At 38.2% G+C, this 21,857-nt stretch carries 11 protein-coding genes, 14 tRNA genes, 2 rRNA genes and 1 pseudogene; 5 read left to right on the top strand and 23 right to left on the bottom strand.

All coding sequences use genetic code 11. From position 1 onward, the window contains the following. Positions 1-145 precede the first annotated feature (145 nt). Positions 146-2,428, bottom strand: a complete 2,283-nt coding sequence (locus tag CIL03_RS18750) for an ATP-dependent DNA helicase (RefSeq protein ID WP_094887413.1) — start codon at positions 2,426-2,428, stop codon at positions 146-148. 237 nt (positions 2,429-2,665) lie between these two features. On the opposite strand from CIL03_RS18750, the pseudogene CIL03_RS18755 reads away from it, so the two are divergent. Then, a pseudogene (locus CIL03_RS18755) lies at positions 2,666-2,869 on the top strand (IS1595 family transposase); the annotation flags it as partial. Between the two features lie 173 nt (positions 2,870-3,042). Further along, the gene (locus tag CIL03_RS18760) at positions 3,043-3,495 is read left to right on the top strand and encodes a hypothetical protein (protein WP_094887414.1); all 453 of its coding nucleotides are present in this window, start codon (positions 3,043-3,045) and stop codon (positions 3,493-3,495) included. Between the two features lie 294 nt (positions 3,496-3,789). On the opposite strand, the gene CIL03_RS18765 is transcribed toward CIL03_RS18760, so the two are convergent. Further along, positions 3,790-5,124: an amidohydrolase family protein gene (locus CIL03_RS18765; RefSeq protein ID WP_094887415.1), complete on the bottom strand. Its 1,335-nt coding sequence runs from the start codon at positions 5,122-5,124 to the stop codon at positions 3,790-3,792. 126 nt (positions 5,125-5,250) lie between these two features. Between CIL03_RS18765 and CIL03_RS18770 the strand changes: the two genes are divergently transcribed. Next, a complete protein-coding gene (locus CIL03_RS18770) occupies positions 5,251-6,141 on the top strand; it encodes a helix-turn-helix domain-containing protein (protein ID WP_094887416.1) in 891 nt (296 codons plus the stop codon). A 782-nt stretch (positions 6,142-6,923) separates the two neighbouring features. Here the strand turns inward: CIL03_RS18770 and CIL03_RS18775 are convergent. The 5 genes from CIL03_RS18775 to CIL03_RS18795 all read right to left on the bottom strand — a co-directional run bounded on the left by CIL03_RS18775 (position 6,924) and on the right by CIL03_RS18795 (position 17,329). Beyond that, positions 6,924-8,204 (bottom strand): TIGR02679 family protein, encoded by a 1,281-nt coding sequence (locus CIL03_RS18775; RefSeq protein ID WP_094887417.1) that lies wholly within the window; start codon positions 8,202-8,204, stop codon positions 6,924-6,926. A gap of 12 nt (positions 8,205-8,216) precedes the next feature. Further along, on the bottom strand, positions 8,217-12,353 hold the full coding sequence (locus CIL03_RS18780; protein ID WP_094887418.1) for a TIGR02680 family protein: 4,137 nt from the start codon (positions 12,351-12,353) through the stop codon (positions 8,217-8,219). Next, positions 12,343-13,509 (bottom strand): TIGR02678 family protein, encoded by a 1,167-nt coding sequence (locus CIL03_RS18785; RefSeq protein WP_094887419.1) that lies wholly within the window; start codon positions 13,507-13,509, stop codon positions 12,343-12,345. Before CIL03_RS18785 ends, CIL03_RS18780 begins: the two co-directional genes overlap by 11 nt. Next, positions 13,506-14,993 carry a TIGR02677 family protein gene (locus CIL03_RS18790; protein ID WP_094887420.1) on the bottom strand — a complete coding sequence of 496 codons (1,488 nt, stop codon included), beginning with the start codon at positions 14,991-14,993 and terminating at the stop codon, positions 13,506-13,508. Before CIL03_RS18790 ends, CIL03_RS18785 begins: the two co-directional genes overlap by 4 nt. A gap of 860 nt (positions 14,994-15,853) precedes the next feature. Beyond that, a complete protein-coding gene (locus CIL03_RS18795; RefSeq protein WP_094887421.1) occupies positions 15,854-17,329 on the bottom strand; it encodes a sodium/proline symporter in 1,476 nt (491 codons plus the stop codon). A gap of 158 nt (positions 17,330-17,487) precedes the next feature. On the opposite strand from CIL03_RS18795, the gene CIL03_RS18800 reads away from it, so the two are divergent. Together CIL03_RS18800 and CIL03_RS18805 are read left to right on the top strand one after the other, a co-directional pair. Then, positions 17,488-18,195 carry an L-2-amino-thiazoline-4-carboxylic acid hydrolase gene (locus CIL03_RS18800; protein ID WP_094887422.1) on the top strand — a complete coding sequence of 236 codons (708 nt, stop codon included), beginning with the start codon at positions 17,488-17,490 and terminating at the stop codon, positions 18,193-18,195. After that, entirely contained in the window at positions 18,188-19,408 is a 1,221-nt protein-coding gene (locus CIL03_RS18805) for a Zn-dependent hydrolase (RefSeq protein ID WP_094887423.1), read from the top strand. Before CIL03_RS18800 ends, CIL03_RS18805 begins: the two co-directional genes overlap by 8 nt. A 329-nt stretch (positions 19,409-19,737) precedes the next feature. Here CIL03_RS18805 and CIL03_RS18810 read toward each other — a convergent pair. The 16 genes from CIL03_RS18810 to CIL03_RS18885 form a co-directional block, all read right to left on the bottom strand. After that, positions 19,738-19,821, bottom strand: a tRNA-Leu gene (locus CIL03_RS18810). Positions 19,822-19,835: 14 nt separating this feature from the next. Then, positions 19,836-19,909 (bottom strand) — tRNA-Cys (locus tag CIL03_RS18815). 15 nt (positions 19,910-19,924) lie between these two features. Next, positions 19,925-19,996 (bottom strand) — tRNA-Gly (locus CIL03_RS18820). A gap of 4 nt (positions 19,997-20,000) precedes the next feature. Next, positions 20,001-20,075 (bottom strand) — tRNA-Gln (locus tag CIL03_RS18825). Between the two features lie 14 nt (positions 20,076-20,089). After that, positions 20,090-20,165 (bottom strand) — tRNA-His (locus CIL03_RS18830). Between the two features lie 12 nt (positions 20,166-20,177). Continuing rightward, a tRNA-Trp gene (locus tag CIL03_RS18835) sits at positions 20,178-20,251 on the bottom strand. 18 nt (positions 20,252-20,269) lie between these two features. Beyond that, positions 20,270-20,354 (bottom strand) — tRNA-Tyr (locus tag CIL03_RS18840). 25 nt (positions 20,355-20,379) lie between these two features. Beyond that, a tRNA-Phe gene (locus CIL03_RS18845) sits at positions 20,380-20,455 on the bottom strand. 71 nt (positions 20,456-20,526) lie between these two features. Further along, positions 20,527-20,603 (bottom strand) — tRNA-Asp (locus CIL03_RS18850). Between the two features lie 135 nt (positions 20,604-20,738). Next, a tRNA-Met gene (locus CIL03_RS18855) sits at positions 20,739-20,815 on the bottom strand. 31 nt (positions 20,816-20,846) lie between these two features. After that, a tRNA-Val gene (locus CIL03_RS18860) sits at positions 20,847-20,922 on the bottom strand. A 6-nt stretch (positions 20,923-20,928) separates the two neighbouring features. Next, a tRNA-Glu gene (locus CIL03_RS18865) sits at positions 20,929-21,003 on the bottom strand. A gap of 16 nt (positions 21,004-21,019) precedes the next feature. Beyond that, a tRNA-Ser gene (locus CIL03_RS18870) sits at positions 21,020-21,111 on the bottom strand. A gap of 1 nt (position 21,112) precedes the next feature. After that, a tRNA-Asn gene (locus CIL03_RS18875) sits at positions 21,113-21,187 on the bottom strand. Positions 21,188-21,466: 279 nt separating this feature from the next. Beyond that, a 5S ribosomal RNA gene (gene rrf, locus CIL03_RS18880) occupies positions 21,467-21,582 on the bottom strand. A 154-nt stretch (positions 21,583-21,736) separates the two neighbouring features. Beyond that, a 23S ribosomal RNA gene (locus CIL03_RS18885) occupies positions 21,737-21,857 on the bottom strand; the annotation flags it as partial.

Here is a 21,857-nt window from a genome sequence, read left to right on the forward strand (position 1 = left end):
TACTTTCTTTTATAGTACTGCCGATTTCTGGCAACTAACGCTTCGAACAGCAACGAGGCTATTCCTGAATTTGAAGCACTCATCAAAATAGTACCAGATTACTTTCTTTTTTGATTGATGAATACCAAATAAATTTCCTTCTGTATTACTTCTCCAAATAATCCTTTAACATACCAATTGTAAAATGCTGCCATTCATAAGGTAATAGTTCCTGATACTTCTTCTGTAAAAATCGATCATCAATCAAGGCTATCACGCCAGTATCAGAATCCGAGCGAATAAGTCGTCCACCAGCTTGAAGTACCTTATTCATTCCAGGATAAACATAAGCATAATCAAAGCCATTCCTTCCAACCGATTGGAAATAGTCCTTCATAATATTTCTTTCAAAACCAATCTGTGGCATTCCGACCCCAACAACGATAACACCTTGCAGCCTTTCCCCTTTCAAGTCCACACCCTCAGAAAAAATCCCGCCAAGTACAGCAAAACCTACGATTCTTTCGGCACGTTCAGACTTAAACTCTGCCAAAAATTCCTCCCTTTCAACTTCCGACATTCCCACATCTTGAATAATTGTAAACACACTTGGATAGTTATATGTAAATTGTTCATACGCATTTCTCATATATTGGTAGGACGGGAAGAAGATTAAGAAATTCCCATCTTTTTTATCTATCACATCTTTGATAAAGTGTACCATTGGCTCCATTGTCTTTTCTCTATCCCGATATCTCGTCGATAACGGTTGAATGATAATCTCTGTGTTTTCTCTCGCAAAAGGAGATGGAATAGAGACAACATAATCATCAGATTGTCCGCCAAGTAAATCTTTATAATAATCTGCAGGTGTTAACGTTGCTGAAAAGAATACCCTTGCTCTAAACCCTTTGCCCATTTTTAGAATTTGCTCTGATGGGTCAAGGCAAAATAACTTCATCCGCACTTCACTCTTATGAACTTCTACATAAGTAACAAATTGCTCATTGAATAGTTTAGCGATTTTCACAAATGTTTGAGCGGAAAAATACGTATTTAACAGCAATTCATGATCAATCCTTACCAACTCTACATCCGCCTCGATGATGAACGTTTCTAGTAATTCGACTAGCCCCGTATCTAACTCCTTCCGTAAGTACTCCTCAGACTTCTTCACATGTAATAAGTGGTCATTAATAGCTTTAGCGGCTGCAGCAAGAGAACTATTTTTAAATTCTCTTTTCAGCTGCAAAAAGTTGGATTTATGAATTTCAGCAGAATACATTTCCCTCGCACGATCAACTAAGTTATGGGCCTCATCTACTAATATTGCAGTTTTCTTTTTTTGTTCTTCCATCAACCGCTTCAACGATACTCTCGGGTCAAAAATATAATTATAATCACAGATTACGGCATCTACTGCATAAGCCAATTCGATGGAAAATTCAAAAGGACAAACCCGATGCTTTCTAGCGTAACGTTCGATAACGCTGCGATCCATCATCTTTTCCTGCTCCAAAATATCAACAACCGCCCCATTGATTCGGTCATAAAAACCATCTGCAAATGGACAGTTTTCACTTGTACAAATCGTTTTCTCTTGAAAGCAAATTTTATCTTTGGCGGTTATAGTCAGAACCTGAATATCGAGACCATGATGAATCAATAGTCGAAATGCTTCTTCTGCAGCTGTTCTTGTAATCGTTTTTGCAGTCAAATAAAACATTTTTTCCAGCTTCCCTTCACCAATTGCTTTGATGGCAGGAAAGATGGTGGAAATGGTTTTACCAATCCCGGTGGAGGCACTTGCGAATAACGTCTTTTTATCTGCGATAGTTTTATATACTGCACCCGCAAGTCTTCGTTGACCATCACGATACGTCTTAAATGGAAATTCCAGTATTTTGCTTGTCTTATTTCGCTTTTCCTTCTGCTTTAACTTCACTTTTAAAAAAACAGCATATTTCCGGATAACTTCATAAACGAAGGATTCCATTTCCTCATACGTCATAACACGCTGAAATTGCTTTTGTTCGAGCGTTTTTACTTGTACATAGGTAAGCTGAATGGTTACCTTTGATAAATCATGGTCTCCTGCATAAATAAACCCGTAAAAAATTGCCTGTGCCCAGTGCACAGGATGTGTAGCTTCCTGAACCTCATCCAATGAATTTATAGTGGACTTTATTTCATCAATTGTTATAGCGTCCCCATCTTTTAATAATCCATCACAACGTCCATCCACTCGAACAACGAAGTATTCAAAAGGTATCTCCGCTTCCACAAGCACTTCCTTTTCATCTTGTTCACGATAGCCTTTTTGGACGAATTGATGGATTCGAGTACCTTCTGTCATCGTTGTTGCAGTACGAAATCCAGACTCAATACTGCCACTTCGATACACGTATTCCACTAAATTTCTAACTGAGATTTTCACTACGTTTGTCATCTTATCACCTAATATTATTCATTAACCCTAGTTTATCAGAGATTGATGGGAACGGACCGCTTAAATTTAGGAAGGTACTTCCTTTTTTGCGTTCGTAATGGGGATTTACAAATGATTGATGTAAAAGGACTACCATAAGTGTCACAAAACCAAAATACTTAGCAAATAAAAATGAAATAAAACATATTAAGATAGGTTATACAATAGAAGATTATTCACCTTTTTGAATAATGTGCACATCGAAGACTTAAAGGGTGGATACAACGATTTAATGGTGTTGCTACCAAGTATTTAAACAATTACCTTGCTTGGTTTCAAGTTTTAGAAAGCATCCAACACCAAAGAAATAAAGTTACAATGAATGATTTGATTATTAGAGCGAATTTAGTACAAAATTTGGAAACTTATGATATGCTTAGATTAACCAAATTCGCAATATAATCAACGACTGCTCATTCAACTATCAGGGCAGGACTGTAGATTAAGAAGTATTTAAGTTGGTATTTTGCATAAAAACATTATATTTTTTTATGCAAATTGAAACTTTACGCCATACTCTTTCGTATATAAAGATAACTAAATATTATGTATAATAACTGAAAGTAGGATACATTATGAATAAGCAATTTATTTTTCCAATACTTTTATTTGTGTTTTTGCTATCAGCTTGTACCAGTGAAGATGAATTATCTGGTCAAACTTTTGATGTTGCATATATTCCAGGTCCAGTTTCTCAAGAGGATTTTGATAACCCTAATCGCTATGATTCCATTATGACATTAGAATTTTTAGATGGTAAAGTAATCACTAACTCCATTGATTATAAAAAAGGAACGTATGAGTTAATAGATGATGAGCTTATCGTTCATTTCGAAAGCGACAATGAATATCTAAAAATAGAATTTAAAGTTAACGAAAGCGATAAGGATTTCAGTAAGTATTCTGCAACAATTCATAATGCTGAATATGAAATAACAGATACGGAGCAAATAAGTCGTTTTAAAAATTTGACCAACAGACTGATTAAAGATATGCCGATTGAATTCCTAAGAGAAGAGTCCTTATAGGTCAATCTCTATATAATAGAACTTCCATATAATTGGAAGTTCTAATTTTTTCTAATATCAACAATAAACTTTAACAGAGCCTATAAAAAAGAAGCAACCAATCCAACTAAGGATTGTCAGAAACCTCAACATTGTACATTTTCATTCAATAAGATGTTATTTTCATATTCACCCACAAATGCCAATTACTAATATTCATTTCCTATCTATCACTGTTTTATCATTAAAAACAGGTGCTCAGGCACTTGTGAATTCGACAAGTTCCTGGCACCTTTACTATATTTATACCAACACTTAATTCACATTTACCGCTTCCCATTCCTCCATAAATGCTTGGACTGATCTGTTAACAGCTTCCTCACTTGGAATACTACTCAAAATTTCATCTTGATTATATGCTTTACCACCTTTAATTACGAAATCGATTTCTTGTGTATGCTTAATATTCTCTAATGGATTTTCGTTTAAGATGATTAGGTCTGCTATTTTCCCTTCTTGGATGGAACCAACATCATCTAGATGAATAGACTTAGCCGCATTTACTGTTGCTGCTTGCAGAGCCTCTATTTCGGTAAATCCGATCTCCGCAAATATTTCCAGTTCCCGATGTAAAGCCATTCCTGGGTATGTATACATTAAGGCCGGGGTATCGGTTCCAGCAACTACGGTTCCACCCATATCATAGTAGGTTTTTGCAACAGCTTTCGTTAAATTGTTTATAATAGCATTATTTTCTTTTATAACGTCTGCAATTTCTTCATGACTTTTCCAATATTCTACTGGATGCTTTCTACTTTCAATAGATTCTATCACCTTATTTTTAGGTGACCAAATGTTTGGATAGCTCATTGCTTGATCGAACAGAACCATCGTTGGGCATAGCTTTACATTGTACCCTAGCATTTTCTCACAAAGTTCCTTTACTTTTTCTTGATCGGGATTATCCCAATTTATATGACTCCACTCTGCTTGGTCAACTAAAGGACTCCAGCCTTTATAAAGCGCCTGCGCAAAACCAGATGCATGCTCGAACCATGTAACACCCGCTTCCGCTGCATCTAATGCTGTCAATTCCTTGGAATTTATTAAATCAATAGATACTTCCAAGCCAAATTTCTTCGCCTCATCAGCTGCCGCTTCCATCGCATCTCTCTTTATCCACCCATATAGCTTTATAAACTTTGCTCCCACTTCAACTTGTCTGCGAACTTCTTTCCTTGCCTCTTCTGGATCATCTGTTACGAAATTACCATAACTCGTTGGCCCCCATTGTCCAGGTGTTCCATCAATCATTCTATCTGACGCATACACTCTCGGCGTTGGTACATCATCTGGCTTTTGAATTAAGTTATTAAGTAAGAGGACATTACCTGCCGTGTTCCGTACGGTTGTTACTCCTGATGCTACAAAATGAGGCGCGAATCCCTCATTTATATGGCAATGCATATCGATTAAGCCTGGAATAATATATTTTCCTTTTGCATCGATTGTTTCAAGCCCCTCAGGCAACATCTCTCCCTGTTGTATCACTCGTTTAATCATATTTCCCTCTACTTCAATTGCTCCTACAAAAGATACTCCGTTCACCACATCGATAATCGTTCCATTTTCAATTAATAATTTTTCCATTTGTTTTTCCTCCTATAATTTGTTTAACGGTATTCATTGTTCTGATTTTATTGTATATTGAATAATACAAACACATTTCAAAATTATCATATAGTGGAATTTTCACTTTTTCAGGAGGGAATCAAAATGATGGTGGAATACGGAAAAACACTACGAATGATTCGGAAACAAAAAGGGATCACGTTAAAAAGATTAGCAGATGGGGTCTGTTCTGTCTCTTTTCTATCAAAGTTTGAACGTGGCGATTCAGATATTACGCTTGGGCTTATGACAAGACTATTAGAAAAGCTAATGATGAACTTTGATGAGTTCTTATACATACATCACGATTATCAGCCTGACAACCTGGAACAATTTTTTAAAACAGCAAGTACTGCCTATTTAAATAGAGACGTGAAACAACTGAAGCAATTAAAAAGCGGACAAATAAAAAAGTGGAGGCAATATGGCGTGGAAACCTACCACTATAATGCTCTATTGATCGAAGTATATGAAAGTATAGTAGATAAGGATTATAGGAATGATGACGTACAAGAAAAGGATATTCAGCTCCTTTCCGAATATTTATTTCGGGTAGAGGTATGGGGATATTATGAATTAACCCTTTATAATGGAACGTTATTATTACTCCATCCAGATATGGTCATTATGCTGTCAAGAACTGCTTATGAGAAAAGTGCTCGTTTCAAAGACTATAATAAGGTACATGATGCGATCACCTCTGTGCTTTTCAATACTATTATTTATTTGCTTGGACCTGTGAATCAATTTCACGAAGCGTTTTCCTATCAGAAGGAAATGAGTGAATTTTTATCGTATCTCGAGATAATTACCATTCCTGAAAGCAACTTAACGGAAAGAGTACATCTATTACAGCTCAAGGGTGCCCTTGACATCAGAATTGGCAATAAAGATGAAGGTATTGCAAAAATCAAACAAGCAATCCAACTATTGCATGATCTCAATTCTACGAAGATGGCGAATAATATAGAGCAATACCTTCAGCTAATTATATAATGGGACCACATGGACAGGTACACTGGTACTTAGCCAGTTTTCTAGATTAAGCAGAAGTTCTCTCACTTGAAACAATTCGTTCATAGAATTGTTGTACATTGGGAATCCGAAGTTTCTTTTTAAGTTCCTCAAGTAGCAGGTAATTTTCATCTTCTGTTTGGTATAGTGTTTGATTCCGAATCATTCGATTTCCTAAAGCAATGCAGCTTGACCACTATATTTCCCGCGTTCTTTTAGGGCTAAATTATCGTTGCTTCATTGCAGGGTTATTCTGAGCAAGTGTTCTTCCAAGTTGAGAGGTAATATCTGTGAAAGTCCTCCTGCCTTGTTTTGAAATGCCATAGTATGCCCTTGCCCCTTTCAATATATGACTCAAACGAAGCAACGGCATGTTTAAATTCTAAATTCTCTTTGGAACTTCTGCTATCCACTTCCAACAGTAACACCTCAACTTAGCATTCTTATGTATTACATCGAAACTTCCTTTAAACGCAGTATATAATACTAAAATCCTTGTGAAAAAATGTGAAAACACATTCAAATTCTACCTTTTTCACCTCTTTTCTATAAAATCAAAAAACACTCACAAACATTGATATATCAATGTTTGTGAGTGTTTAATCATTTCTTAATTTAACTCGTTTTTATTTAAAGATACCGGTGGACCGTTCTCTACATTAACACACAATAATTAAAAGGGTGAATACCTAAATATTACATATAGGATCACACCACGAGTGAATGAATGTATTTGTCCTATTCATTCGCTTTTAATTTTCTCTTTAATTATATTTTAAATCCAAGTCATCAACCATCTCTGTAACGAGGGCCTCTTGGTAACCCGCTCGTTTCCTTTGCTTTAATTCCTCCGCAACGGGTAATAATTCCGGGGTTACAATCGACTCTAATTTTTTTAATCTTTCATTAGAAAGTTCTATATTTGCTTCAGACTTTCGATATGCAGGCACATCCATTTTCCATAGCTGCACATTTTCTGGATGCCTTAACAATAGCCTCTCTGCCATACTAATTCCTTCGGGGTCTATGTCTCCGGCATAATAAAACGTACAATCTTCCTTCGCCAATAAATCAATTAATAGAAGTGCAGCCAGTTTAAACTGCCCATGTGTGCAAATTAAAGGAACACCTGGTAATTTATCCAAAATACTTGAATAAACGCCGGAATTTTCTACTACCCACACTTCTTTCTTTTTCCCAATGGGATATATCCTTGATAATCCTATCAATTCCCGAAGTGGTATATTCATTACACTATGTGTTTTTGCTGCCGCTTGCCACATTGGATGTAAAGCATCATGTGATTCTGCTAATAAGTTTGCACAAGTTACATAATTGGTAATATCATCTCGCAAGATGTTGTAAACTAGTAGTAAATCATTGATACTTTCACTATCTGCTGGTGGAACGATAGAATCATCTTTATAGTGATCTACTGCCAAAAGATGAATGAATAGTTTTCCTAAATTTGTATTTAAATCAAAAGCATGTGGATTACGAGTAATTCGCTGACTAAACAACGGTAATCGTTCAAAGTGACTTGGCAATCGATTAAATGCACGTTCCAAATAAGTAACTTTAATCAAGAATTCCTCTGGTGAATCAGTGATTAACCGGTAAATCCAGTACGTATCAGGTGTCTTTTTTCTTAAATGGTTAAACCAAGAACAGAGCCTTGGGAATTTATTTTCCAACAGATCAAAATACTGCCCTTGCTTTTGTTCCTCTAGCTGCTTTTTTTCCTTCTTGGAAATAAGCGGTTCTTCAAAATAAGCCTCTAGCAATTCTTTTAAACCGATACTAGCAAATTTGGTAGATTTTAATTGCTTTTCAAAACTTTCCAGTGTCACTTTCCCTTTTTGTTGCAGGTCAGTGGCAGTTAGTCCGAAAAAGCGGGCTACTGCTTCAAGCCCATCCTCACCCAGTGAATCAAGCTTCACTGCCCCACCAATGCGACCTAATGACTCATATTTTTTCCTGAACAGAGTAAATAGCTGTTGATATGCATTGTATTCACTAAAATATGTGATTGCTTCCTTAATCATTATTTTTCACCTTCAGACGAAAGACTCTATTTCTTCTGTTTCACCAGGGACCTTAACATCCATTTTATTACCATCCCAATGGTAACGAATCACACTTACAAAATCTGCATTTTTAGGTCGTACTAATTCACTAATAGATAATTCACTAATCGTGTCATAGTCACCCCATAGTACTTGTGAATTCATGATAAAGTTAAATCCTAACTGCTCCACAATTTCAAACATTTCACGGATATTATTTTCATCTACTCCCGCAAAGGCTTCATCTAAAGAAATGATATATGGTGCTTCCCCATCAGCTTCTAAATAACGGGAATAGCATGCAGTAAACAATGGAATGTACATCGCCATTGCTTTCTCACCACCACTAAATTTATAAAACTGATTATTCGTAAGCTCGCGTTTTTTCTCCCCTTCTCTTTGGAAGTAAAGGGAAAATGAAAACCATTTACGATAATCGAGCACTTCTTTTAACACTTGAAGCAATGTTTGCAACTCACTGCGATCGCCAATCATTTCTTTCGCTTTAGCAATTTTCGAACGGAAATGAATCGTGATTTTCTCAATGTCTTCTTCTTTTAATAACTTCGAATCCTGTCTTAATAAATGCACCAAATCAACCGTATCCATTTCTGTTTCCGAATCAGCTGTCCGAGGTTTCCACTTGATTGAAAATGATAAGCCTGAGGATGTATCCCTCGTTTCCATGAGATGTTTCATTTTTTTCACCCATTGTTCAGCACGGCGAATTCTTGCCCGTAACTTTTGTCCAACAGAATTAAATAAAATTTCCTCATATAATGCCTGATCTTGCTCATCCAGGAAGCTTTCCTGACGTTCCTGCTCCATTTCAATCTTTTGTTGCACCGTATATGGACTCACCTGCTTGCCTTGATAGTCTAATTCAATCAATTGTCGAGTCATTTTTTGTCTCCACTGCTCGATATAAGGGGTGTTTTCTTCATCTGCCTGCTCCGGTATCCACTTCGGCGTTGTAAAGGGAGCGTTGAAGCTATTCGGACGATATTCCATTAAATCATTATGCTGTCTAAAATATTCCTGGGTCAGCTGAGAGGTCAAGTTTCCGTGGTTCTTTTCCTTGAGTACGTGTCCATACTCTTTGAGCACAGCAGTTGCCACATCCAGTACATCTTTATCCGCTTCCAGCTCCATAAATCCACGATGAACCTCCAGTTTAAAGGAAGATTCCCATGTTTCATTCATGTTTGTCCAGAACTCCACTTGTTGCTTTTTCGTTTCTATCTCTTTTTGCACATGCGCTCGTTCAGTTTCTTTTCGAGGCTTGACTGTTTCCTTTTCTTTCAAATTCCCCTCAATATCTTTTAAAGCTTGCTGCACATTGTAGATTTGTTCCCGTATATCGCCAACACCTTGTTTCTCTAATTGCTGTTCGATATAGCCAATATTTTGTTTGATTCCCGCAACAAGATCTTTAGAGCTATTAACCTCCCCTTGGATCTCTATCATCTCTTGTACTAACTCATCCAGTCTCCCAAAAATATCTTGTTGCCGTTTTAGATCATTCACATACTGAATATGCTGTTTTTCCAAGGCTGACAAATCTTTTTCGTATCGTTTCGTAACCAAAATAGCATTTTGGTATGCGTCCAGATGGACTTCCAGATTAAAAACCCTTGCCTGCTCATTGATCAGCTGTTTCACTTTTGAATAATTGCCATGTATGTTTTTTAATTCATTGGACAGCCTTTCCACTTGTGTTTTATGGTGAGTTATTTGTAACCTGACATCTTTCATTTGACGAAAGCTTTCTTGTAAGTCTTCATCATTCGGAAACTGGTCAAATCTTACTTTTGCCTGAGAAATCGTTGCTTGAACACGTTCTATTTCCGTTGAAACTGATTGCTCCCTTTCACGTAATGCAGCAATTTCTGTTTGAATAAACTTCATTTGTTCTTCCCTAAATCTTTTTCTCGCATTACGTCCAATATACCTGATTTCATTTACTGGCAGCGCATGCCCTTTCAATAAGCCTAGCTGATAATGCCCTTGTTCTGTTATGGAAAAAATCGCATCATCCGCTTCACCAATAATAATACTGCTTAACACATCGGCTATAAGAGCTGCAGAAATATCGCTATTTGCCTCCGGATCAGGTTGTAAATAATCCGCCAAGGTATGTGCCATCATTTGAGGATTTGGTATGATAACCCTGTCATGCTCCACCTCGAGGTTTTCCCCAGCTATCAGTGCATCCAATATACCACTGTCAATGATTGCCGCTTCAATCCTTCTTCGAACATCTGTATCTACGTGTTCCTGAAACTCCACAGCTGCATAAAACGGGGTGTAGGGAACCCCTTTGGCATTCAATTGTTGTCTGGCCTGTTTTGTAAGCACGTCCATTTCTGGTTCGGGGTCTTTTTTTCCCTTCCATTCCTGGAGTAACCTTTCCTGTTCTTTTATTTCTTTATCTAGCTGATCAAGTTCAAATTTTTGTTCTGATAGTAACTGTCCCTGCTTCCTTTCAAATTCAAGAATTGCTTGTCTAAAAGGTGCTTTCACCATTTCATAACTGGTTGGTTCGTATAAGGAGTGAATATTCCTGGATACTCCTTGCAAGGATCCATTTTGAAATTCTAGGCCGTCCGTAGCTCCCAACCATGTATGGATTTCGCTTAGTTTCTGCTCCTTATCCTCTTCAAATAAACGTGTCCACTCTTGTTCCTGGTATGTTACTTCATCGAGCAATTTATTTTCGTCAGCTAATTCCCTATCCTTTTCTTGAAAACGTGCTTTTAAAGTCTCAAATTGTTGCAAGTCATCTTTAACTTTTTCCAGTCGGGTTAAATGATTGCTTGTCTCTTTCACCCACAGACTAAAATCAAAATTCCCCTGTTGATGTCGTTCAAAATCTTGCCTATTTAATTGATGTGCTTCTATTATTGATGACTCCTGTGCATCATTTGTCATATCAAGGAGTCTGTTTTCCATTGTGTCTTTACGTTCAGCAATGGTCGCTTCCAGCTTATTTCTTTCAACAATCAACCCATTTTCTTTTCCACGGTGATTTTGTAGTCGATTTAGCTTTTTTTCTAGTGCTTGGGATTCTTGGTGGAGCTTTTCTGCTTCATCACTACGTTCCTTTTCCAGATCCCATACTTTATGTGACTGAAGTCGCTCCCTATGCTTTTTATTTGTCTCATGTTGCAAGCTCAAATCTCTAATCTGTTCATCTAATTGTATAATCTCATCGTCTAAGTGAGTCCGTTTATCCGTTAATTGCTTGAACTCTATTTGTTCCTTTTTTAATCGTTTACCAGATATAATATACTCATTCGCCTGATCAGCCAATACAAGCTGATTGTAAAGATGATACACTTGATTCAGGCTTTTTATGGCAGTTGCTTCTCGTTCTAATTGTTCAATCTGTTGTTTTGTTTGATCCATTTGTTCAATCGTATCAGACAAATGGCGTAAGTCCTCATCTGACAAAGGTGGTAATGCAGTTTCTAAAATTTCGTAAATGACGGAAGGCCTAAAATCCTTCGATAATTTCGGGCTTCTTAACTGAATTAACAATTTAATTAAATCTTCATAGGCCTCAATCGTTTCAAATCCAAATAAATACTTATTTACAAGCTTCATATATTCGGATTTTGTTTGGACCACATGCCCACCATCTTGAATTAAATTTTCTAATTCGGTGCGTGATAAAGGTATTTTCTGTTTTTCTCCTGCATTATTTTCCAATTTAAATAGTTGCATTTCATGACCAATGCGACGATTATCTGTAATTACGAATCCCCAGAATTTCATTTGCTTATGGCGTTTAGCTTGCAGGCCAATTCCAATCGTCATAAATTGGTCGTTATCTTGTCGCTTAAACTCCATAAACAAATAGCCAGTCCTCTCATCACGGTTTACAATATCCTTTTCTCCAAGCAAATAGTCCTCCATCCGGCGCGCTTTTGAACCAAATGGATCCAGCCTATCTGGTGATGTTTTACCATCCAATAAAACTGGCAGGAAACTTTGCATGGTTACAGATTTACCAGACCCGTTACTTCCACGCAGCAATAACTTACCGTTAGCAAACGTAAAAAACTCCTCATCATAGTACCAAAAATTCAACAAACCAGCCCGATTCATTTGCCATTTATTCATCATTGTCGTTCAACTCCAATACATAATCACTTGGATATGCACCCGTCATACGTGCAATTGCCGGTTTCAATACAAGCATCCCTGTATCACCCTCAACCTCAGCTATTTCCCATTCCTTATATAATTGTAAAAGTTCATCAGCAATAGTTGTATAGGACATTTCACGGTATTTCTTACTCCAACCATGACCATAGACTTTTTTTACGGCATCTGCCAATTGGGTGAAATCGGCCGCAGTTAATTTAATTTCTCCCAGTGAATTGATGGTAAAATGGTCCTTTCGCTCTCTCAGATAAAACTGGAAATGAAGTGCGATATTCATGATTGCTTTTTGATTCGGAAACAAAGTATAGCGTTGTTTACGTTCTGGCAGGACAAGCATGGCCGCATTTTTAAAAACTTCCAAATGAAGAGGAGTGTTTTCCTCTAAGTCGTCACGCAGCCTATTTCGGTAATTGCGGATATAGGCAAAATCTGGGTCATCTTCGCTTTCCCGATAGACGACTGGGGAAAACATTAGCTTTCGATATACTCTTTTCCTTCTTGCATCCACGTGATGCCGCTGCCACTCACTATCCAGTATCTCTCTTGTTGTTCGGTAGCGGAATAAGTCATCCGGATAAGAGCGCATAAAGTAACGAGCATATACAGTCACTTCATACAACACTTCTTGTTCTTCATTATTGGCAAACATCTCGATGTCACCATCCACTGCCTTAATAATATGCAAATCGACCATTTTTTTTAAAGCCCGAACGAGCGATTTACGATGTTGATAGTTTGTCCAATCTAATGGGAATTCACCTGGGTATATATCTTGGATATCTATAGTAATATCTGATAATAAAAATTGCTCATCGACTGACCGCTGCTCTGTGAAAGCTAAACCACAGCAAAAAATCGCATAGTCCCGGGGTTCTAAAAAGTCCTGGATTCCCATCCATGCTTTCGGGTCCACAGGGATTTTTTCGAGTTTAATAAAATATTGATGTACGATTAAATCAAAACCGAACTTTTCCGAGACATATTTCTTTAATCCTTTTTCGCGTTCACGGATTAATTGATATGCTTCTGGTTCTTCTTGACGTAACACCCAAAACTGTTCAAATAGTATTCCTAAAGCCTCTTGAGTTTTCTCATCGAAACCTAATTGATTCATTGATTATTAACTCCCCTATCGACAAACTGAAAGATTGCTTTAGGCATTTCCAGCATTCCATCTTCTGCTTGTAACAAAACACGCTCTTCACTTAAAATAACCCGGACCCTTGTACCGAACTCGGTTTTTATTGTATTGTCTTTTCGCGCCATTGCCCTGCCAATCCATGAGAGCAATAGTTTACGTACGTGCGTTTCAACGACTAGTGAATCGTCAACCCTAATTTCATTCCCATGAATGTATTGTTCTATAAGCTTTTTCTCTTTTTGTTTTTGTTCTAAGTGAATACGCTTCATTTTTTCTTTTTTTTCCTGGTTGTTGGTTACTGCGCCTGGACGAATCTTTTCACGATAATGTCGAACAATTGGTTTTGTTTCATGTTTCATTGGTTGTTCATCCCAAACATCGGTATAGATGTCTTCGGTTGGAATGTGATCGATATAAAAATGGCGGGTATGAAAGACACCAAATGCTACAGATGAAAGTTTGTGTGCTTCTTCCGTTTGGTCCATTGAATCAAACCATTCCGCAAGATGAAGATAGTCTTTCTTTCTGCTGCGAAAAAGTCGATGCCGTTCCCCAAGTCGTTGAACCACTCTAGTAATGCGACGAATGGATTCATTCGTCCGCTGTTGCAGCATCTCATATTCACTATCTCCATGTTCATTACCTAGAAACCAAGCCTTAATACTTAACCATTTTTCCTGATACTCTTCATATGGGTCCTGCACTTCTTTTTCTGCCTTTTCGAAACGGAAAGCTTGTTTTTGATGCTCCATCACCTTTTCAAAAAGGATATGGAGTTGTTGAGGATGGATTTCCTGGAGCAAGTCCTGAATTTGTAATGCGGTACCTTGTAGGGCGATGATAAAATCCCTTAAATAAGTAGTGAATTGATCTTTATAGACAAGAAATGCTTCGGTTTGCATCCTATCCTCAACATCTTCACTATTGATATAGGCAATATAATCAGAAGTATTTTGTGTTATTTGGCGAAAGTATGATAAAACGTCTTCCCATACTTGGGCACTCTCTTCATTAGACTCTTGTGATTTTCCAGTTATAATTTGTTCAATTTTTAATAGGGACTGGTATAAACGTTCAAATTGGGTCCTTTCCAGGGAGCCTCCAAATGTTTCTCCCATCCCCTCAAGGCCAACTAACATCCGTTCAAATTCAACCGTATAAGGCGTACATTGATATCGAAAACGTTTCTTTTTAAACTCTTCCACGGTTTTGGATTTGCCCATTTCCTGTCTAGCAATTAAGTTGCGCCATTTGACCAATGCATCTAAATCGAGATGCAGCGCTTCCTCTGTATATTCTTTGAATTCACTAAATTGGGTTAGATATTCATAGATTTCTTCAGGAAAAAGAAATTCCCTCATTCTTTCGTGTTGAATATAAAAGTATCTTAATATCGCCCGATAGCTCCATGCCTTCTCAGCTGTCAAATATGTTGCTTCTTTTACACGTTTATACATACTTACACCTACCTGTATACTTCCTTGATAATCCTTCTATCATTTTAACTTCTTTATAGAAAATAGTCTATTTATGTCGTCTTTTTCGTTTTATAGTAAATTATCATGTCCTTCGTAGGCTCCTCCGTTCTGGCTTTTATAAAACCACCGCCTCACCGCCCTATCATATGAATGTCTCCCATTCAATCCGCCCGGTTACTATGTCGACATGCGGTACTAATTCATTGTATCTGAAGCATAAAGATACCCGTCACCTTCCGAAATAAAATCATTAAAAAGGGCTGCTAGGATTCAGAGCAAATTCCGCACGTTCGGCACAAATAGCACACAAAAAAAACAGCGCCCAAACGGATTAAATCCGAATGAACGCCGTCATGTCAACGGGGCTAAACAACATTAGAAATACTGATTTTATAAGGTTTTATGTGTGTGAAGTGTAAAATTTGTGTAAAATATATTTATTATTAGATTTTCTATCTTTCTTCCCGAAACAGTCTTGTTTAAAAGATAGGAATATAATCCTTTAATTTCTTGCGAAGCATTTGAATAGACATCAGTATTCATCCATATACCCTATCTCTCAGCGGGTAGAATAATTGAACCCTTCCTAATTTTTTTGCTGACCTCTAAAATTACTTTAAAAACTGGAATAATTATTATGCTTTCAAACCTTTGAAGATAAAATGTATTTGTTTGATTTATAGGCGGTTTAGGGGAATAGCTTCAGGCAGTGGTCATTCTAGGGATACGACAAGAGAAGTCCCCACAGCCGCTTTAAATAATGATGTTTATCACGGCAAATAAAAGAGAACTGTTTATGTAACATACAAATCCATAAACGGGTCTCTTATTCCCCTAAATTAATGCTTGACAGTAGCAGCAGTGTTAGTCAAACCCCTATCAGAATCAGGATACAATAAGCTAAATACAATTCCAATTATTAAACAGATAAAGAAAGTACTTGCTTTGGCTGAAACAATTGCTTCGAGTGGCGACATTGTCCACAAGATAGCACTGATAAAACCGGAGACAATTGTTGCGATAACGCCAATTCCTGAAGTTTTCTTCCAAAAGAAAGTCAAGAGAACTACAGCAGAGAACGTGTTACCCATACCGGCCCAAGCAAAGCTAACTACACCGTAAATAAATGATTCAGAAACTAGCGAAATTACAATCCCTGCCAAACCAGCAATAACCAATGTCCACCGGGATACTTTGACAATCAGTTTATTATTCATTTTAATTCCCATCGTTTTATGGACAATATCTTCACTAACAGATGATGTCACAACCAATAATTGTGATGATGCTGTCGACATTATCGCAGCCAAGATGGCGGAAAGAATAATACCGGCTACCCATGGTGGCAATAGTTCAACAACCATATGCGGCAAAATCATTTCCGAATCCGCAATTGTGCCTTGTCTATATAAAACAGAACCGAATATCCCAACCAAAAAAGCTCCAACATATACGATTAATGTCCAAACAATCGCCACCCATGTAGCTGTCTTACGCTCCTTTTCATCTTTGAGCGCCATAAATCGCGAACTTAATTGTGGTTGTCCACCAAGGAACCCAAAGAACCAAGAAAAGTTTGTCAGAAGCATTGCCCCTAACGCCAAACCAGTTAACCCACCAAACCATTCATCAGCACCATTCCCCATAGCTGCCAGTGACCCAGAGATGGATAAATCATTACTTTGAATTTCAAAATAAGCAACAATCGGTACAATAATGAAAGCCAATACCATTAAGAAACTTTGGACCGTATCTGTCCATACAACAGACATAAATCCACCCATAGAAGAGTAAGCAATGATGATGATCGCAATGATAATTGATCCCCAAGTAATATCAATACCAGAAATAGAGAATAATGTTTTCCCAGTACCTGAAAATTGCCCTGCTATGTAAAAAAGAGAAAATGATCCCATAATTAGCGCGGACAGCAAGCGTATACTTCTTCCGTGTTTTGGAAACTTTACAGAAAATAAATCTGGTAATGTATATACATCATATTTTTTTCGTTCATTCATAAATATTTTTGCCAGAAATAACCAGGAGAAAAGTACTCCCAGAAACATACCGGATAATATCCAAATTCCTGATAAACCTGTTACATAAATAAAACCAACCGCACCTAAAAACATATAAGCTGATTCAGCAGTTGCCCTTTCGGAAAACGCCAATGCCCAGCCAGGCAATTTACTTCCGCCTAAATAATAATCTGCTTGATTTAACTTCTTTCTACTGAAATATACTCCTATCCCAAGTGTTATTAATAGGTATATAACTATTTCAGCATAAATGATAACGTCACCTGCAACATTCATGTTGTCTTACCTCTCTCTTTTTTTAAATCCCCATAAAACAGATATGTTTAATGATAGAATAATTTCTTATATAATAGAATTTGTTAGTTCAATTGTCAATTTAATAGTTTCAAACTATAATTCTATTTACTTAGTTAATAAAAAAGGAGAGTTCATAAATGAATGATACGAAAATAAATATTCCGCCACTATCCATGCATAACATTACCGCAAAGCTTTTTACACATGTAGAAAAATCAGTTGTAAATCAATTTGGAGATGCAGGAAAAGAACTAATTCAGCAAGGGGTTAAAAATTTCGGTTATAAAGATGCAGAGGATATCGCTAAAGATGCAACTGCCAATAATGAAAATCATATCTTATTTAACTATATTCCAATGGATCACCAAACGGAAAACAACTATAAAAATCTTACTATTTACGCATTAATGGCTAAATTATTTGCTCAGATAACGAAGGCTGTTGTTGATGAATACGCTGGTGCTGGTGAAGATGCTATTCGTGAAGGCGTCCGGACATTTGGTGAAGAACGGGGACGTGGAATCGCGCAAAGAGCACGCACAAATGGAAAGAAAAATACGATTGATAATTACCTAACCAATTATGACATGGGCAGAAGTGATTTATTTGAATATACAACCGAGTACAAACACGAAGAAATTGAGCAAAACTTCACTGTATGTCCATTTGGTCAGCAATGGGCGGATGATAACATGCATGAGTATGGTATTTTATATTGCCAAATGATCGATCCTGCTGTTGCCAAAGGGTTTAATCCTAAATTCGAGGTTGATCATGATAAGTATATTTTAAGGGAAGGAAACTGTCATTTCCGCTTTAAACTAAAGGAAGAAGCAAATGATTAATGGCAACCGTTTAAACAAACATCTAGATGAACTCGCCACTATCGGTAAGAGTGAAGACGGGGGTATTAATCGCTTTTCATATACGAAGGAAGAGAAAGATGGTAATGAACTCGTCAAGAAATATATGGAAGAGGCCGGCTTGACGGTTCAATATGATGCCGTGGGCAATTTAATTGGAAGCAAGGACGGTACAGAAGACTTACCAACTATTTTGCTTGGATCACATATCGATACGGTTCCAAATGGTGGAAAATATGATGGAAGTTTAGGTGTATTGACTGCAATTGAAGTTATCCATTCATTAAAAGAAAAAGATAAACAGCCCAGACATCCTATTAAGGTGATTGCATTTAAAGATGAAGAGGGTACTCGATTTGGCTTTGGTATGATTGGCAGCAGGGCTATCGCAGGCACATTAACAAAAGATAATTTACAAATTACAGATGGTGATGGGATAACCATCGACCGGGCAATCCGGGAGTATGGGCTTGAGAAGAAATCACTGCATCGTGCTAAATTAGAAAATATTAAGCTCTATCTGGAATTGCATATTGAGCAAGGTAAGATTCTTGAGAGTAAACATGCCGCGGTTGGAAATGTAACAGGGATTGCAGGTCCTTTATGGCTCAAATTCACATTAAAAGGACTTGCCGAGCATGCCGGTACGACCCCAATGAATCAGCGTCAGGATGCGCTTACAGGTGCCAGTCTCATTATTGCTGAAATTGAAAAAATCGCAAAACAATCCGGTTCCACTGTGGCCACGGTTGGAAAACTAGCAGTAAAACCGAATGGTGTTAACGTCATTCCAGGCGAGGTAGAATGGACAGTTGATATTAGGGACATTGACGAAGCAAAAAGAGATCATGTGGAAAAAAAGATCAAGCAATTTGCTGAAAAGATTGCAGATGAACGAAAACTAATCATAGAATTCGAGGAGTTACAGCGTGTTGAGCCTATCCTCTGTGAAGAATCGATTCAACGTGTTATAAAGGAAAGTATCTGCGAAGAACTAGGCGAAGATGCTGTATCCCTGCCAAGTGGTGCAGGTCATGATGCCATGCAATTTAAAAATAGCTTCCCAGTCGGAATGATCTTTGTGAGATCTAAAGATGGAATCAGTCATAATCCGCAAGAGTTTTCAACGGAAGAAGACATAGAAAAAGCGGGAAATGTACTGTACAAAGCGTTGGTACAATTGGATGAAGATTAACATAGCCCCAGGGACTGAACTGGCATTTCTCGAATTATTGCATTAACATAAAAGCTAGTAGGACTGGGACAGGTCTTTATTCCGAAGTAAATGAACCTGTCCCTGTGTCCTTATCATTGATTTCGGGTGCCTAGTATTTCAGCTCATTTCCCTAGGAAAAGTTGTGCAACATGTTATAGAATTAAAACTCCCTTTTCTTATTATACATCATACATTCACTCTAATGAACAAATCAAAGATCATTTTTTTGTACTAAAAGAGACAAGGAATCATATCCTGTCTCTTTTGTTACGATAGTAATATTTAATAATTTGTGTGCTCAGGTTAGATACCGGTGGTCGGGGTCGAACCGACACTCCCGTGAAGGAACGGGATTTTGAGTCCCGCGCGTCTGCCTATTCCGCCACACCGGCATGTGTGTATGAGTTGGAGGCGGTAACCGGATTTGAACCGGTGATAGAGGTTTTGCAGACCTCTGCCTTACCACTTGGCTATACCGCCATAGTCAATTATAAGAGCGGAAGACGGGATTCGAACCCGCGACCCCCACCTTGGCAAGGTGGTGTTCTACCACTGAACTACTTCCGCAAAATGGCTGGGCCACTAGGATTCGAACCTAGGATACACGGGATCAAAACCCGATGCCTTACCGCTTGGCTATGGCCCAATGATAGTAAAATATGGGGCGACCGGTGGGGATCGAACCCACGTATGCCGGAGCCACAATCCGGTGCGTTAACCACTTCGCCACGACCGCCATATTTTGAAATGGCAGGGGTAGTAGGAATCGAACCCACATCAAAGGTTTTGGAGACCTTCGTTTTACCATTAAACTATACCCCTATAGCTATAAAAATAAAATGGTGGAGGGGGGCAGATTCGAACTGCCGAACCCTGAGGGAGCGGATTTACAGTCCGCCGCGTTTAGCCACTTCGCTACCCCTCCATTTTATTATTTGTAAATAAAAAAATGGTGGCTCGGGACGGAATCGAACCGCCGACACAGGGATTTTCAGTCCCTTGCTCTACCGACTGAGCTACCGAGCCATATTATATTTTAAAAGTTTAAATGGATTAATCATATATCAGCATTTATGCTGCATTATATAATTTTAAAGTGGCGGTCCGGACGGGACTCGAACCCGCGACCTCCTGCGTGACAGGCAGGCATTCTAACCAACTGAACTACCGGACCAGATTAATAGATGATTTTCAACTAGCATTGATGTAATTTCGACGCAGACAGTTGAAATAATTTGGTTGCACTCCAAAGTACTACATATCTTCAATTAGCAGTGATGCAAATTCGACGTAGTTAATTGAAGTAATTTGGTTGCGGGGGCAGGATTTGAACCTGCGACCTCTGGGTTATGAGCCCAACGAGCTGCCAGACTGCTCCACCCCGCGATATAGTATAATATAATCTTTTGAAAGAACATGGTGGAGGATGCAGGGCTCGAACCTGCGACCCCCTGCTTGTAAGGCAGGTGCTCTCCCAGCTGAGCTAATCCTCCATATGTTGGTGACCCGTACGGGATTCGAACCCGTGTTACCGCCGTGAAAGGGCGGTGTCTTAACCGCTTGACCAACGGGCCAATAATATTTTAAAAGTGGCGGAGAGCGAGGGATTCGAACCCTCGAGGCCGCGTTAACAGCCTACACGATTTCCAATCGTGCTCCTTCGGCCACTCGGACAGCTCTCCATGGCTCCACAGGTAGGATTCGAACCTACGACCGATCGGTTAACAGCCGATAGCTCTACCACTGAGCTACTGTGGAATAATCCGATATAGCTTATCAAAGTATTATAATCAAAATTAATGTGCTCGTCGTGTTGCAAGTAATCTCGGTGATGCTGCACTCCTCGCAGGCCTGCATATAGATGTTTCTCATAGATGCTTGCGGCCAGCTACTGTGGAATAATCTAGAATATCATTGAAATTTGACAAGGCATTGTTGACGCTTGTCCTGATACAAATCAATTCATAACAGATTCATTATTCAAGACCTTCATCAGATTATATAATCAATCTGGTCAAGATAATGTGGAATGTATATGCCTGGCGGCGTCCTACTCTTGCAGGGGCAAAGCCCCAACTACCATCGGCGCTGGAGAGCTTAACTTCTGTGTTCGGGATGGGAACAGGTGTGACCTCTCCGCTGTTACTGCCAGACCATATAATTGTCAATCCAAGTGTCAGCAAGAAAATTAGTGACAACCAATATTATAATTGTTTTTGGGAAAAAATCAAGTATATTTAAAAAATATGTATGAATTATACCCTAAAAACTAAATAAGAGTAGTATCAACGATCATCAAATAAGAAGTTAGTTAAGTCCTCGATCGATTAGTATCCGTCAGCTTCACGTGTCACCACGCTTCTACCTCGGACCTATCAACCTCATCGTCTCTGAGGGATCTTACTCACTCGAAGTGATGGGAAGTCTC

Source organism: Virgibacillus indicus, from assembly GCF_002266285.1.
GTDB lineage: Bacteria > Bacillota > Bacilli > Bacillales > Amphibacillaceae > Virgibacillus_K > Virgibacillus_K indicus.

What these genes read in the sequence shown, in the direction of transcription:
- CIL03_RS18750 (WP_094887413.1), bottom strand. Translation starts at nt 2,428, where the DNA reads ATGACAAACGTAGTGAAAATCTCAGTTAGAAATTTAGTGGAATACGTG.
- CIL03_RS18760 (WP_094887414.1), top strand. Translation starts at nt 3,043, where the DNA reads ATGAATAAGCAATTTATTTTTCCAATACTTTTATTTGTGTTTTTGCTA.
- CIL03_RS18765 (WP_094887415.1), bottom strand. Translation starts at nt 5,124, where the DNA reads ATGGAAAAATTATTAATTGAAAATGGAACGATTATCGATGTGGTGAAC.
- CIL03_RS18770 (WP_094887416.1), top strand. Translation starts at nt 5,251, where the DNA reads ATGATGGTGGAATACGGAAAAACACTACGAATGATTCGGAAACAAAAA.
- CIL03_RS18775 (WP_094887417.1), bottom strand. Translation starts at nt 8,204, where the DNA reads ATGATTAAGGAAGCAATCACATATTTTAGTGAATACAATGCATATCAA.
- CIL03_RS18780 (WP_094887418.1), bottom strand. Translation starts at nt 12,353, where the DNA reads ATGATGAATAAATGGCAAATGAATCGGGCTGGTTTGTTGAATTTTTGG.
- CIL03_RS18785 (WP_094887419.1), bottom strand. Translation starts at nt 13,509, where the DNA reads ATGAATCAATTAGGTTTCGATGAGAAAACTCAAGAGGCTTTAGGAATA.
- CIL03_RS18790 (WP_094887420.1), bottom strand. Translation starts at nt 14,993, where the DNA reads ATGTATAAACGTGTAAAAGAAGCAACATATTTGACAGCTGAGAAGGCA.
- CIL03_RS18795 (WP_094887421.1), bottom strand. Translation starts at nt 17,329, where the DNA reads ATGAATGTTGCAGGTGACGTTATCATTTATGCTGAAATAGTTATATAC.
- CIL03_RS18800 (WP_094887422.1), top strand. Translation starts at nt 17,488, where the DNA reads ATGAATGATACGAAAATAAATATTCCGCCACTATCCATGCATAACATT.
- CIL03_RS18805 (WP_094887423.1), top strand. Translation starts at nt 18,188, where the DNA reads ATGATTAATGGCAACCGTTTAAACAAACATCTAGATGAACTCGCCACT.